We start from the raw sequence: 14,812 nt of genomic DNA, 5'->3' as shown, positions 1-14,812 counted from the left end.
GCCCCGTCCGCCCGCGGCGCCGCTGGTGCTGCCGGGGCCGGCCCGGGCGGAGGAGGAGAGCAGCCGCGAGGCCGTGGCCCGCAAGGCGGAGGCCGCCAGGGCGGTGCTGGAGACCGCGGCGCGCTGGGGGCTGGCACGGCCGCCGCTGCCCGCCCCGTCGAGCCCGGCCGGTCGGCCGGAGCTGTTCGCCGCCCAGGGGGTGAAGCTCGCGGACGGGCTGCCGCCGGTGGTCTACCGGGTGCCCACCGAGGAGCGGATCGTCTTCCTGACCGTGGACGACGGCGCGGAGAAGGACCCGGAGTTCACCACGATGGCCGCCGAGCTGGGCATCCCGCTCTCCACCTTCGTCGCGGACTACCTGGCCCGTTCCGACTACGGCTACTTCCGCCGGATCGCCGCCCAGGGCGACGCGGTGAACAACCACACGATCAACCACCGCAACCTCAAGCTGCTCGGCTACGGCACCCAGCGCGAGGAGATCTGCCGCCAGCAGGACCAGCTGGAGGAGCAGATCGGCACCCGCCCGCGGCTGTTCCGCCCGCCGTACGGCGAGTACAACGAGGACACCCTGCGGGCGGCCGCCTCCTGTGGCATCGAGGCGGTGCCGCTGTGGAACGAGGAGGCGTTCCCGGACCGGATGGAGTACCGCTACGAGGACCAGCGGCTCCACCCGGGCGACATCATCCTCACCCACTTCCGCGGCACCGACCTGTGGCCGGGCAGCATGACGGACCTGCTGCGCCGGGTGGTCGACGAGGTGACCGCGCAGGGCTTCGCGCTGGCCCGGCTGGACGACTACCTGTAGCGGCGGCCGAAGGAGGCTCAGTCGAGCGAGAGGGCGTCCAGGTAGACCCAGGCGCCCTCGTGCCGCACGAACCGGCTGTGCTCGGTGAGGACGCCCTCCTCGCGCCCCTCGGTGTAGTGGGCCCGGAAGGCCACCGTGCCCTCGCCGTGGAACGGCCCGCCCTCGGTGCTGGAGAGCACCTCCAGCCGCAGCCAGCGCAGCCCCGGGTCGAAGTCGACCGAGTCCGGCCGGGTGTCCGGGTGCCAGGTGCGCAGCAGGTAGGCCTCGTCGCGGGCGGCGAAGGCGCTGTAGCGCGAACGCATCAGCGCCTCCGCGGTGGTCGCGGCGGCCTGGCCGCGGTGCAGCCGGCCGCAGCACTCGGCGTAGCTGGCGGGCAGGCCGCAGGGGCAGGGCGAGGAGGGCAGCAGGCGCGGCGCGGGGGCGGTGGCGCGGGCGGCGGATCGGCGTCGGGACATGGGGTCCATTCTGGCGCCTCACGGGGGCGCCGGGCGTCCGGTCCCGGAACGTCTCCTCCCGGGAGTCCTCGTGTCGTCCCATGATTGACCGTCCTCGGACAAGCCAAAGTCCGGAAATCTGCTTGCGGCGTCGCCAGTGCGCACGGGTGGCGTAGCTGACGGACCGTTGGCCAAGACCGTAGCGGTCCGAACTGTCGCTGCCAAGGGGGCGCCGGCGGGGCTGACAATCCGTAAGAAATCGCCAACGAACCGTCACGCTTCAGCACCGCTGACGGGAGAGAAGAAGGTGATCTTTCCGGCATATCGAACGAGTGACGGAAATGTGCTGGTGATTCGTAGATCTTTACCCCACCATCTCCCAGGGCACACCGCCCATTTCTCGCCGACCACAAGTCGGTGCAGCAGCACCCCTCGGGAGAGAGTGATGAGTTCAACGGGACTTCCCCCGCTGGATCCGGCCGCTCCGCTGGCCGCCCTGATAGCCGCACAGGTCAGACGAACCCCGGACGCCACCGCCGTGATCGACGGCACGCGCCGGCTGACCTACCGCGAGCTGGACGCCGCGGCCGGCGCGGTGGCGGGCCGGCTGGCCGCCGCCGGTGTCCGCGCCGAGACCCTGGTCGGCGTCTGCCTGCCGCGGACGGCGGACCTCGTGATCGGCCTGCTGGCGGTGCTGCGGGCCGGCGGCGCCTACGTGCCGCTCGACCCCGCCTATCCGCGGGACCGCCTCGAACTCGTCATCGGCGACGCCCAGGCCCCCGTCGTGGTCACCGACCGCGCCCACGAGCACCTGCTGAACGGCGCCGGCGCCACCCTCCTGTACGTCGACGGCGAGAGCCCCGCCGCCGCGCTCGACCCGGCCGCCGACCGCCCGACCACCGGCGACGCCGCCACCGACGCGCTGGCCTACGTGCTCTACACCTCCGGCTCCACCGGCCGCCCCAAGGGCGTCGCGGTCACCCAGCGCAGCGTCAACGCGCTGCTCCGCTGGGCCGCCGACACCTACACCGCCGCCGACCTCGCCGGGGTGCTGTTCAGCACCTCCGTGTGCTTCGACATCTCGGTGTACGAGCTGTTCCTGCCGCTCTCCGTCGGTGGCACCCTCGTCGTCGCCGAGAACGCCCTCGCGCTGCCCGAGCTGCCCGCCCGGGAGGAGGTCACCCTGATCAACACCGTGCCCAGCGCGATGGCGGCGCTGCTGCGCGGCGACGGCCTTCCCGGCGGCGGGGGTCTGCCGGGCGGCGTGCGCGTGGTCAACCTGGCCGGCGAGGCGCTGCCCCGGCACGTCGCCGACAAGGTCTACGCCCAGCCCCTCGTCGAGCGCCTCTACAACCTGTACGGGCCCACCGAGGACACCGTCTACTCCACGTGGTCGCTGGTCGACCGGGAGGGGACCGGCGAGCCGGTCATCGGCCGCCCGCTCGACGGCACCCTCGGCCACGTCCTCGACGAGCACCGGGCGCCCGTGCCCGACGGCGGCATCGGCGAGCTCCACCTCTCCGGCGAGGGCCTGGCCCGCGGCTACCACGGCCGCCCCGACCTCACCGAGGAGCGCTTCGTCCACGTCGACGGCCTGCGCTGCTACCGCACCGGCGACCTGGTCCGCCGGCTGCCCGACGGCGACCTGGAGTACCACGGGCGCGTCGACCACCAGGTGAAGGTGCGCGGCTTCCGCGTCGAGCTCGGCGAGATCGAGGCCGTGCTCGCCACCCACCCCGCCGTCGAGGCCGCCGCCGCCGTCGTCCAGCGCGACGAGGCCGGCGACTACCTGGCCGCCTTCGTCCAGCCCGCCGCCGGCGCCGCCGAGCCGGCGCCCGCCGAGCTGCGCGCCCACTGCGCCGCCGCCCTGCCCGGCTACATGGTGCCGCTGGCCGTCGCCGTCCTGGAGCGGATGCCGCTCACCCCCAACGGCAAGACCGACCGCAAGGCGCTGCCCCCGGTCGCCCGCAGCCGCGCCGGGCACGGCCTGTTCGTCGCCCCCCGCACCCCCGTCGAGGCCCGGATCGCCGAACTCTGGCAGGGCCTGCTCGGCGTCCCCGAGGTCGGCGTCCACGACGTCTTCCTCGACCTCGGCGGCCACTCCCTGCTCGCCGCCGGCCTGCTCGCCCGGATCGAGCGCGAGTTCGGCACCCGGGTGCCGCTCGCCGAGTTCTTCGCCGCCCCGACCATCGCCTCCCTCGCGGTGCGGGTCGCCAACGGCGGCGGCGGCCGGGCCTCCGTCGAGCCCCCGAAGCGCGAGGCCGAACTGCCCGCCCGCGCCACCGAGTTCCAGCGCGAACTGTGGCTGCACGAATCCGTGCAGCCCGACAGCCCGCTCTACAACGTGCCGGTGCGGATCCGCGCCGAAGGCGCCCTCGACCGCGAGGCCCTCGGCCGCGCGCTCACCGAGGTCGTCCGCCGCCACGAGTCGCTGCGCACCGCCCTGTACGGCGACCCGAACCCGGGCGAGAACGACGACGCCGTCGCCGACGTCCGTCCGCCGTACCCGGTCGAGGTGCCGCTGCTCGACCTCACCGGCCCCGACGGGCAGGCCCCCGACGAGGAGACCCTCGACGCCGCGCTGCGCGCCGAGGCCGCCCGCCCGCTCGACCTCGCCGGCGGCCGGCTGCTGCGGGCCCTCGCCGTACGGGTCGGCGCGGACCGGCACGAACTGCTGCTCACCGTGCACCACGCCGCGGCGGACGGCTGGGCCGCCGGTCTGCTGCTCGCCGAGGCCGCCCGTGCCCTGCGGGAAGGCGAACTGCCCGAACCCGCGATCCAGCTGTCGGACGTCGCCCGCTGGGAGCTGCGTGACGTCGAGGCCGGCCGCGAGGGCGCCGAGCGCTGGGCCGAGCGGCTGCGCGGCGTCGAGGGCGATCAGCACCTGCCCGGCGACCGCCCGCACCCCAACCCGCAGGACATCGCCGGCCGCCGGATCGCCCGCCGGTTCGACGCCGGCCTCGTCTCCGGCGTCGAGAAGTGGGCCGCCCAGGAGGGCGCCAGCCTCTACATGGTGATGCTCGCCGCGCTCGGCGGGGTGCTGCACCGCTACACCGGCCGCACCGACGTCGCCGTGCTCAGCCCCTTCGCCGTCCGCCCGGTGCCCGAGCTGGAGACCGTGATCGGCTCGCTGATCAACACCATCGCGCTGCGCTTCGACGTGTCCGGCGCCGACACCTTCCGCGAGCTGGTGGCCCGGGTCCGCCCGACCGTCCTGGAGGCCGCCGATCACAGCGGCCACCCCTTCGTCGACCACGCCCGGCGCTACGGCGGCTCGCCCGGCCTCACCGCCTCGCCGATCTCGCAGGTGCTGCTCGCCGTCCAGAACCACCCCGTGGCCGGCGTCCAGCTGCCCGGCCTGGACCTGACGTTCGTCGCGGAGGTGTGCAACAGCACCGCCAAGACCGACCTCTCACTGTTCCTGGAGTTCCCGGCCGACGGCCCGCTGCTGTCCGCCGAGTACCGCACCTCCCGCTACGAGGAACGGTCCGTGCGGGCCGCCCTCGACCACCTGGTCGCGCTGCTCGCCGCCGCCGTCGCCGAGCCCGACCGCCCGCTCGCCGAGCTCGCCATGCGCTCCGCCGCCGACGGCGTGTACGGGCAGGGGGCGGCCGACGATCCGGCCAACCGCACCGAGGCGCCGATCCCCGACGCCCGGCTGCACGAACTGGTCGCCGCCCAGGCCGCCCGCACCCCGGACGCGCCCGCCGTGTCCGCCGCCGACGGCACCCTGACCTACGGCGAACTCGACGCCGCCGCCGACCGGCTGGCCCACCTGCTGGCCGCCCGCGGCGCGGGCCCCGGCAGCCTCGTCGCCGTTGCGGTGCGACGCGGCCGGCTGCTGCCCGCCGCCCTGCTCGGCGTGCTGCGCTGCGGCGCCGCCTACCTGCCGCTCGACGTCGACCAGCCGCTCGCCCGCAACCAGGGCGTGCTCGACGACGCCGGCGTCACCCTGCTGGTCGCCGAGACCGCCACCGCCGGCGACGAACTGCTGCACGGCCGCGAGAGCGTCCTGGTGGACGGCCCCGAGCACGCCGCCGCCCCCGTCGGGGCGCCGGCCGTCACCGTCGGCCCGGAGGACCCGGCCTACCTGCTCTACACCTCCGGCTCCACCGGCCGCCCCAAGGGCGTCGCCGTGCCGCACCGCGCGATCGTCAACTTCCTGACCTCGATGGGCCGCGAACCCGGCCTCGGCGGGCAGGACGTGATGGCGGCCGTCACCACCGTCACCTTCGACATCGCCGGCCTCGAACTGTGGCTGCCGCTGGTCACCGGCGCCCGGGTGGAGATCGCCGACCGCGCCACCGCCACCGACGGCGCCGCGCTCGGCGCCTGGCTCGACAAGCACGGCGTCACCCACCTCCAGGCCACCCCCGCCACCTGGCGGACACTGCTGGAGGCCGACTGGGCCGGCCGCCCCGGGCTGACCGCCCTGTGCGGCGGCGAGGCGCTCACCAGCGACCTCGCCCGCGCCCTGCTCGGCCGGGTCGGCACGCTGTGGAACCTGTACGGCCCGACCGAGACGACCGTCTGGTCCACCGTCCAGCGGGTCACCCCCGAACACGCCGCCCACAGCGGCGTCGTCGCCCTCGGCACGCCCATCGCCAACACCCGGCTGCACCTGCTCGGCCCCTCCGGGCAGCCCGTGCCGGTCAACGGCATCGGCGAGCTCTGCATCGCCGGCGCCGGCGTCGCCCTCGGCTACCACGGCCGGCCCGACCTGACCGCCGAACGGTTCACCGCCGAACCCGGCCGCACCGACGACGCCCTGATGTACCGCACCGGCGACCTCGCCTGCCGCCGCGCCGACGGCCGCCTGGAGTACCACGGCCGCGCCGACGCCCAGGTCAAGCTCCGCGGCTTCCGCATCGAGCTCGGCGAGATCGAGGCCGCGCTCACAGCCGTCCCCGGCGTCACCGCGGGCGCCGCCCGGCTCGTCGAGACCCCGGCCGGCCCGGCCCTGGCCGGCTACGCCGTCGCCCCCGGCCTCACCGAGGACGCGCTGCGCACCGCCCTGACCGAGCGGCTGCCCGACTACATGGTCCCCGCCGGCCTGGTCCTGCTCGACGCGCTGCCGCTGACCCCGGCCGGCAAGGTCGACCGGGCCGCCCTGCCCGTGCCGCGGCTCGGCGGCGCCGGCGCCCCGCCCGAGGGCGACTGCGAGGAACTGCTCGCCGACCTGTGGACCGAGGTCCTCAAGGTCGAACGGGTCTCCCGGCACGACGACTTCTTCGCGCTCGGCGGCCACTCGCTGCTCGCCACCCGGCTGCTCGCCCGGATCCGGGACACCTTCGAAACCGAACTGCCCCTGCGCGTCGTCTTCGAGGACCGGACCCTGGCCGCCCTGGCCCGCCGCGTCGAGGAACGCCTGCTTGAGGAGATCGACGACCTCGACGACCTCGGCGACGACCTCGACCTCGACGAGACCGCCGGGAGCGCCCAGTGACCCACCGCACCCACTCCGCACCCACCGGCGACACCGGAGGGTCCGGAACCACCAACGCACGCCCGGCCGCCGGCGACACCGGCGCCCGAACGGGGGAGCCCGCATGACCGACCAGCACACCACCGGGGCCGTCCCGGAACCGGATCCGGCCGCCAGACGGCAGGAACTGCTGCGCCGCCGCCTCGCCAAGGCCAAGGCCGCCAAGGCGGCGGCCGCGGCCGGCGGCACCGACCGCCACACCATCGCCCCGCGCCCCGAGGGCACCCCGGTGCCGCTCTCCTCGGCCCAGCGCCGGATGTGGTTCCTCGCCCAGTACGAGCCGGACAGCGCCGCCTACCACATCCCGCTCGCCGTGCACCTCGACGGCGAGCCCGACGAGGCCGCCCTCGGCGCCGCCCTCACCGACGTCCTCGCCCGGCACGAGGTGCTGCGCACCGTCTACCCGGAGGCCGACGGTGAGGTGCGCCCCGAGGCGCTGCCCGCCGACCGGCTCACCCTCACCACCGCCGACGTCCCCGCCGACCAGGTCGACGCCTGGCTGGAGGCCGAGGCCCAGCGCCCGTTCGACCTCGCGGCCGACCTGCCGCTGCGCGCCGCGCTGCTGCGCACCGGCGACGGCGCCGTGCTCAGCCTGGTGCTGCACCACATCGCCGCCGACGGCTGGTCGATCGGCGTGCTCTTCGGCGACCTCGCCACCGCCTACGGCGCCCGGCGCACCGGCGCCGCCCCGGCGTTCGAGCCGCTGCCCGTCCAGTACGCGGACGTCGCGCACTGGCAGCAGACCGAACTCGCCGCCGAACTCGACCGCCAGCAGGCCTGGTGGCAGGAGCGCCTGCGCGGCGCCACCGCCACCGTCACCGTGCCCGCCGACCGGCCGCGGCCCGCCGTCGCCGGCACCGCGGGCGCCCGGTTCACCCCCAAGTACGGCGCCGAGCGCAGCCGCCACGTCCGCGCCCTCGCCGAACAGACCGGCACCACCGTCTACATGGTGCTGCTGGCCGCCCTGCAGACCGTCCTCGGCCGCTACACCGGCAGCGAGGACGTCACCGTCGGCACCCCGATCGCCGGGCGCACCCGCAGCGAGACCGAGCCGCTGGTCGGCTGCTTCGTCAACACCCTGGCGATGCGCACCGACCTCTCCGGCGACCCGACGGTGCGCGAACTCCTGGAGCGGGTCAAGGACGCCACCCTCGGCGCCTACGCCCACCAGGACCTGCCGTTCGAGCGGCTGATCGACGCCCTCGGCCTGGAGCGCGAACTCGCCCACACCCCGCTGTTCCAGGTCCTGCTCAACGTCCACAACCAGGCCGAGGCCCGCCCCGAACTGCCCGGACACACCGTCCACTGGCGGCCGATCAGCACCGACACCGCCAAGTTCGACCTGTCGGTGGCCGTCGTCGACACCGGCGGCGAACTCGCCGCCGACCTGATCTGGCGCACCGAGCTGTACGACGAGGCCACCGTCCGCCGGGTCTTCGGCCACCTCACCACGGTGCTCGACGCGATGGCCGCCGGCCCCGACCGCCCGGCCGCCGACCTGCCTCTGCTCACCCCGTCCGAGCAGCGGCAGCTCGCCGCCTGGGACGACGAGACCCTGCGCGGCTGGGACCTCGACGCCACCCTGCACGGCCTCGTCGAGGAACAGACCCGCCGCACCCCCGACGCGCCCGCCGTCCGCGGCGCCGACGGCGTGCTCAGCTACGCCGAACTCGACCGGCGCGCCAACGCGCTGGCCCACCGGCTGCGCGCGCACGGCGTCGGCCCGGACCGCCCGGTCGGCCTGCTGGTCGAGCGCTCCGCCGCCCTGATCGTCGGCATGCTCGGCATCCTCAAGGCCGGCGGCGCCTACCTGCCGCTCGACCCGGTCTACCCGGACGGGCGCATCCACGGCCTGCTCGACGCCGCCGGGGCCGCCGCCGTCGTCACCACCGAGGACCTGCGCGAGCGGCTCACCGGCGACCTGCCGGTGGTCGTCCCGGACGGCGAGGAGCGCGCCGACGCGCCCGAGGCGGACGTCCGTCCCGAGCACCTCTGCTACCTCGTCTTCACCTCCGGCTCCACCGGTGCGCCCAAGGGCGTCGCCGTCGAGCACCGCAACTACCGCAACTACCTGCACGGCCTGCGCGAGCGGATCGGCGGCGACCAGCGGGGCTGGAACTGGGCGCTGGTCTCCACCTTCGCCGCCGACCTCGGCACCACCAACGTGTTCGGCGCGCTCACCGCCGGCGGCTGCCTGCACCTGCTGACCCGCGACCAGGCCACCGACCCGGACGCCTTCGCCGCCTACGCGGCCGAGCACCGGATCGACGCCATGAAGCTGGTCCCCAGCCACCTGGAGGGCCTGGCCGCGCACGGCACCGGCCTCGGCGCGATCCTGCCCGCCAGGCTGCTGATCTGCGCCGGCGAGGCGCTGCGGCCCGACCTGGTGGCCCGGATCCGCGCCGCCCGGCCGGACCTGCCGCTGCACAACCACTACGGGCCCACCGAGACCACCGTCTCGATGCTCGGCACGCCCGTGCCCGCCGACCTCGGCGACGCGGCCACCGCGCCGCTCGGCCGGCCGTTCGGCAACGTCCGTGCCCACCTGCTGGACGCCCGCCGCCGCCCGGTCCCGCTCGGCGTCCCCGGCGAGCTGTACGTCTCCGGCGGCGGCGTCGCCCGTGGCTACCTCGGCCGCGACGACCTCACCGCCGAGCGCTTCGTGGAGGTGGACGGCCGGCGCTGCTACCGCACCGGCGACCTGGTCCGCCGCCGCGCCGACGGCGCCGTCGAGTTCCTCGGCCGGATCGACCACCAGGTCAAGATCCGCGGCTTCCGGGTCGAGATCGGCGAGGTCGAGGCCGAGCTGACCGCCCGCCCCGAGGTGCGCGAGACCGTCGTGGTCGCCCGCGGCGAGGGCGCCGCCCGCTCCCTGGTCGGCTACCTGGTGCCCGCCGACCCGGCGGCCGCGCCCGACCCGGGCGAGCTGCGCGCCGCGCTGCGCACCCGGCTGCCCGACTACATGGTCCCGGCCGCCCTGGTCGTCCTGGACGCCCTGCCGCTGAACGCCAACGGCAAGGTCGACCGGGCCGCCCTGCCCGAGCCGGTCGCCGCCCAGCCGGTCTCCGGCGGCGGCGAACTGACCACCGACACCGAGCACAAGGTCGCCGACGTCTACCGCCAGGTGCTGGAGGCCGAGGAGGTCGGCGCGGCGGACGACTTCTTCGCGCTCGGCGGCGACTCCTTCTCCGCCGTGCGCGCCGTGCGCCTGATCGGTGACGGCCTGTCGGTCATCGACCTGTTCCAGCACCCCACCGTCCGCGAGCTCGCCGCGCTGATCGACGCCAAGGCCGGCGGCACCGCCGACGACGGCCCGCGCACCCTGCTGCACAAGCTCACCCGCGGCAACGCCCCGGCCGGGATCAACGTGGTCTGCGTCCCCTACGGCGGCGGCAGCCCGATCACCTTCCAGCCGCTCGCCGACGCGCTGCCCGACGGGCACCGGCTGTACGCCGTCGAGCTGCCCGGCCACGACCCGAGCCGCCCCGACGACGAGCTCGCCGAACTCGACGCGCTCGCCGACACGCTGACCGCCCAGGTGCTGGAGCGCGTCGAAGGACCGGTGCTGCTCTACGGCCACTGCCTGGGCGGGGCGCTCGCCACCGCCCTCGGCTCCCGGCTGGAGGCGGCCGGCGTCGACCTGCGCGGCCTCGCGCTCGGCGGCACCTTCCCGGCTGCCCGGCTGCCCGGCCGCTTCGCCGAGTGGATGGCCCGCCGGATGCCCGGTGACCGGGCGCTGTCCAACCGCGGCTACCTTGAGTACCTGCGCGCCATGGGCGGCTTCACCGACGTCTACGACCAGGCCGAACAGGACTTCCTGGTCCGGGCGCTGCGCCACGACGTCCGCCAGGCCGAGGACTTCTACACCCGCGCCTACGGGGACGAGCGGCCGCGCCGGATCGACGCCCCGATCCTGTGCGTGGTCGGCGAGAAGGACCGCGCCACCCAGCTCTACGAGGAGCGGTACGCCGAGTGGGAGCACTTCGGCGACAGCGTCGACCTCGCGGTCGTCCCGCGGGCCGGGCACTACTTCCTCAAGCACCAGGCCGACGAGCTCGCCCGGGTGCTGGCGCGGTTCGCCGCCACCGGCGAGGTGGCCGAGCAGGTCGAGGCCAAGCGGCCGGGCGCCAAGGCCGAACTGGGCACCTTCGCCAAGGTGGCGATCGGCCAGTTCGTCTCGATGATCGGCACCAGCCTCTCCACCTTCGCCCTCGGCGTCTGGGTCTACCAGCAGACCGACTCGGCCTTCGACTTCGCGATGATCTCGTTCATCGCGGTGCTGCCGGCCGTCCTGCTGCTGCCGATAGCCGGTGCGATCGCCGACCGGGTCGACCGGCGCAAGATCATGATCGTCACCGACACCGTGGCCGCCGCCGGCATGCTCGGCCTCGGCGTCCTGCTGTGGACGGACCTCCTGGAGGTCTGGCACATCTACATCGTGGCCTGCATCGGCTCCACCTGCGGAGCCTTCCAGCGGCCCGCCTACCTCGCCGCGATCACCCAACTGGTGCCCAAGCGCTACCTCGGCCAGGCCAACGGCCTCGCCCAGCTCGGCACCGGCGCCGGCGACATGATGGCCATCCTGGCCGGCGGCGTCCTGGTCTCCCTGGTCGGCCTGCACGGCGTCGTGCTGTTCGACATGGCCACCTTCCTGATCGGCGTCACCTGCCTGCTGCTGGTCCGCTTCCCGGACGCCATGTTCGACAAGCAGGAGGAGCCGCTGCTGCGCGAGGTGGTCACCGGCTGGCGGTACATCGCGCGCCGGCACAGCCTGGTCGCCATGGTGGTCTTCTTCGTGGTGTTCAACTACCTGTTCGCCGTCGCCACCGTGCTGATCACCCCGATGGTGCTGGCCAACGGAACGCCCTTCCAGCTCAGCGTCATCACCGCCCTCGGCGGCCTCGGCGCGATGATCGGCGCCCTGGCCATGGGCCTGTGGGGCGGCACCCGCCGCCGCACGATCGGCATGATCGGCTTCACCTCGGTGGTCGGCCTCGCCGCCGTCCTCACCGGCAGCCGCCCCGAGACCGCCCTCACCGCCTGCGGACTCTTCGTGCTCTGGGCGGCCATGATGATCCTCAACTCGCACTGGATGTCGCTGATCCAGACCAAGGTCGGGATGGAGCTCCAGGGCCGCGTCCTGGCCACCAACCAGATGCTGGCCATGTCGATGATGCCGCTCGGCTTCCTCACCGCGGGCCCGCTCTCCGACCACGTCTTCGAGCCGCTGATGCGCCCCGGCGGCGCGCTCGCCGACTCGGTCGGCCTGGTGCTCGGCACCGGACCGGGCCGCGGCGCCGGACTGCTGCTCGTGGTGGTCGGCCTGATCCTCACGGTCTGGGGCCTGCTGGGCCTCGCCTACCGGCCGCTGCGGCTGCTGGAGGACATCCTCCCGGACGCGCTGCCGGACGCCGAGATCGGCGACAAGGACGCCATCCAGGCCGAGGCCGACCGGCAGCTCGCCCTCGCCGAGGCCGCCCGCAAGGGCCGCCGCGCACCCGGCTCCGCCCGGGTGCCGCACCCCTCCGGCACGCCCGAACCGGTCGAGGACGACGACTCGGACGACCGGGTGCACGCCTCCACCGGCCGCCGGTAGCAGCACCCGCGCGGACGCGCCCCCGTCCCTCCTCGGCGCAGGAGGGACGGGGGCGCCGCCGTCGCGCTACCGGGCGCGCTTGAAGGCGTAGTTGAACTCCGCCGTGCCGAACGCCCCCATCAGCCGGATCCAGAACGGCATCATCATCTCCATCGCCCGGGCCCCCGTGATGTCGCCCAGGTCGATCACCCACTCCGCCGGCCACCCGAAGGAACCCAGCAGCGCCACCGTGCGCGCCTTGGCGTCCGCGTCGTTCCCGGCCACGAACAGGTTGTGCTCGCCCTCCAGCCGGGCCGGGTCCACCATCAGCGGCGCGGTCAGCGTGTTGAGCGTCTTCACCACCAGCGCCTCGGGGAACTCCCGCTGGATCCGCTCGCCGACACTGTCGGTGTTCACCGGGTCCAGCGTCAGCCCGCCGTCCGGCCCGAAGACCAGCGGGTTGGACAGGTCGATCAGCAGCTTGCCCGCCAGGTGCTCCGCCCCCGCCGCCCGCAGCGCCTCCACCGCCACCGTCCCCGGGGTGGCGTTCAGCAGCACCTCGCCGAACTCCGCGGCCTCCGCGAACGTGCCGTGGTGGCCGCTCGCCCCGGCCTGCCCGACCCACGCCGCGGCGGCCTCGTTGTCCTTGCCGCGCGAACCGAGCGTCACCTCGTGGCCGAGCGCCACCAGCTTGTCCGCGATCGTCCGCGCGACCCCGCCCGTCCCGATGATTCCGTACCGCATCAGCCGTACCCCCTGTCACTCGGACCTCTGCCGCACCGACCATAGATCACCGGGGCCCGCCCGGTCCCGCGAACGCCGCGAACGGCCGACGGCCGAGTGGACCAGCCCGCTGGTGACCGCGCCCGGCCCGCCGAACCATGGCGCCATGAACCGCACCGTCCGGAACCGCACCGTCCGCCCGCCCCGGCGCCTGCCGCGCGCCGCCGCGCTGCTCACCGGCCTCGCCCTGCTCGGCCCGCTCGCCGCCGGCACCGCCCGCGCCGACGTCACCACCGTCTCCTTCGGCACCGACCGCACCGCCTGGGACCGCGCCGAGCCGCTGCTGAGCCCCGCCGAGGTCGACAGGTCCGACTTCGGCGTCCGCTTCTCCACCCAGCTCAACGGCCAGGTCTTCGCCCAGCCGCTGGTGATCGGCGACCTCGTCGTCACCGCCACCGAGACCAACCACGTGTACGGCGTCGACGCCAGGACCGGGAGGATCGTCTGGCACCGCGAGATGGGCCCGGCCTGGCCCTCCGCCGCGATCGGCTGCTCCGACCCCGGCCCCAACGTCGGCACCACCTCGACCCCGGTGTACGACCCCGCCACCGGCACCGTCTACCTCACCAGCAAGGTGAGCGACGGCCCCGACGACCACCACCCGCACCACTACGTGCACGCCCTCGACGCCCGCACCGGCGCCGAGCGCAGCGGCTGGCCGGTCACCGTCCAGGGCGACCCGGTCAACGCCCCCGGCAAGCCGTTCAACGCCTACCGCTCCCTCCAGCGCGCCGGGCTGCTGCTGCTCGACGGCCGGCTCTACTTCGGCTTCGGCTCGCTCTGCGGCATCGGCGACTACATCGGCATGGTGGCCGGCCTCGACACCCGCACCCGCGGGCTCACCCTGTTCTCCACCGTCGCCGGCTCCGACACCCAGCGGGCCTCGGTCTGGATGTCCGGCGGCGGCCTGGTCTCCGACGGTCCCGGCCGCTTCTTCCTCACCACCGCCAACGGCCAGGGCGCCGGCGCCTCACCCGCCCCCGGGCCCGGCAACCGCCCGCCCGGCGGCCTCGGCGAGTCGGTGATCCGCTTCGGCGTCCGCGCCGACGGCTCCTTCGCCCCCGAGGACTTCTTCAGCCCCACGAACAACGCCACCCTCGACAGGCGGGACACCGACCTCGGCTCCGGCGGCCCGGTCGCCCTGCCGGCCGGCTTCGGCACCGCCGCGCACCCGCGCCTGATGGTCCAGGTCGGCAAGGACGGCCGGATCTTCCTGCTCGACCGCGACGACCTCGGCGGCATGGGCCAGGGCCCGAACGGCACCGACAAGGTGGTCGGCCTCACCGGCCCCTACGGCGGCGTCTGGGGCCATCCGGCGGTCTGGGGCGGCGACGGCGGCTACGTCTACACCGTCGAGAACTACGGCAAGCTGCGGGCCCTCAAGTACTCGGTGAGCGCGGCCGGCCTTCCCCGGCTGACCAGCGCCGGCACCAGCGCCGAGGACTTCCTCAAGATGTCCGGCTCACCCGTGGTCACCTCCGACGGCACCCGCGGCGGCTCCGCCCTGGTCTGGGTCATCTGGTCCGGCACCGGCCAGTACGGCGAGGGCGGCGAACTGCGCGCCTACGACGCCGTGCCGGTCTCCGGCACCCTGAGGCTGCGCCGCTCCTTCCCCCTCGGCACCGTCAGCAAGTTCTCCGTCCCCGCCACCGACAAGGGCCGCATCTACGTCGGCACCAAGGACCACCACCTGGTCGCCCTCGGCCGCCCCTCCGCCTTCGCCTGAGGGC

General features: G+C 74.9%; 6 protein-coding genes. 4 read left to right on the top strand and 2 right to left on the bottom strand.

All coding sequences use genetic code 11. The annotated features are described in order from the left end of the window. A partial coding sequence (locus ABD308_RS09325) for a polysaccharide deacetylase family protein (RefSeq protein ID WP_344330649.1) occupies positions 1-805 on the top strand: 805 nt, incomplete at its 5' end. A 17-nt stretch (positions 806-822) separates the two neighbouring features. Here ABD308_RS09325 and ABD308_RS09320 read toward each other — a convergent pair. Then, positions 823-1,260: a YchJ family protein gene (locus ABD308_RS09320; RefSeq protein ID WP_344330648.1), complete on the bottom strand. Its 438-nt coding sequence runs from the start codon at positions 1,258-1,260 to the stop codon at positions 823-825. Positions 1,261-1,684: 424 nt separating this feature from the next. Between ABD308_RS09320 and ABD308_RS09315 the strand changes: the two genes are divergently transcribed. Both ABD308_RS09315 and ABD308_RS09310 read left to right on the top strand, forming a co-directional pair. Beyond that, positions 1,685-6,685: an amino acid adenylation domain-containing protein gene (locus ABD308_RS09315; RefSeq protein WP_344330646.1), complete on the top strand. Its 5,001-nt coding sequence runs from the start codon at positions 1,685-1,687 to the stop codon at positions 6,683-6,685. A 103-nt stretch (positions 6,686-6,788) separates the two neighbouring features. Next, positions 6,789-12,320 (top strand): non-ribosomal peptide synthetase/MFS transporter, encoded by a 5,532-nt coding sequence (locus ABD308_RS09310; RefSeq protein ID WP_344330645.1) that lies wholly within the window; start codon positions 6,789-6,791, stop codon positions 12,318-12,320. Positions 12,321-12,386: 66 nt separating this feature from the next. Here ABD308_RS09310 and ABD308_RS09305 read toward each other — a convergent pair whose 3' ends face one another. Beyond that, entirely contained in the window at positions 12,387-13,043 is a 657-nt protein-coding gene (locus ABD308_RS09305) for an NADPH-dependent F420 reductase (RefSeq protein WP_344330644.1), read from the bottom strand. Positions 13,044-13,188: 145 nt separating this feature from the next. Here ABD308_RS09305 and ABD308_RS09300 point away from each other — a divergent pair, with 145 nt between their 5' ends. After that, entirely contained in the window at positions 13,189-14,808 is a 1,620-nt protein-coding gene (locus tag ABD308_RS09300) for an outer membrane protein assembly factor BamB family protein (RefSeq protein ID WP_344330643.1), read from the top strand. Positions 14,809-14,812 lie beyond the last annotated feature (4 nt).

The sequence above is a fragment of the Kitasatospora putterlickiae genome (assembly GCF_039527695.1).
Classification (GTDB): Bacteria; Actinomycetota; Actinomycetes; order Streptomycetales; family Streptomycetaceae; genus Kitasatospora; species Kitasatospora putterlickiae.
The sequence above is the reverse complement of the archived record's forward strand: the minus strand, read 5'-3'. Positions and strand labels throughout refer to the sequence as shown.

Coding starts and splice junctions, on each gene's coding strand:
- ABD308_RS09320 (WP_344330648.1), bottom strand. CDS start 1,260: ATGTCCCGACGCCGATCCGCCGCCCGCGCCACCGCCCCCGCGCCGCGC.
- ABD308_RS09315 (WP_344330646.1), top strand. CDS start 1,685: ATGAGTTCAACGGGACTTCCCCCGCTGGATCCGGCCGCTCCGCTGGCC.
- ABD308_RS09310 (WP_344330645.1), top strand. CDS start 6,789: ATGACCGACCAGCACACCACCGGGGCCGTCCCGGAACCGGATCCGGCC.
- ABD308_RS09305 (WP_344330644.1), bottom strand. CDS start 13,043: ATGCGGTACGGAATCATCGGGACGGGCGGGGTCGCGCGGACGATCGCG.
- ABD308_RS09300 (WP_344330643.1), top strand. CDS start 13,189: ATGAACCGCACCGTCCGGAACCGCACCGTCCGCCCGCCCCGGCGCCTG.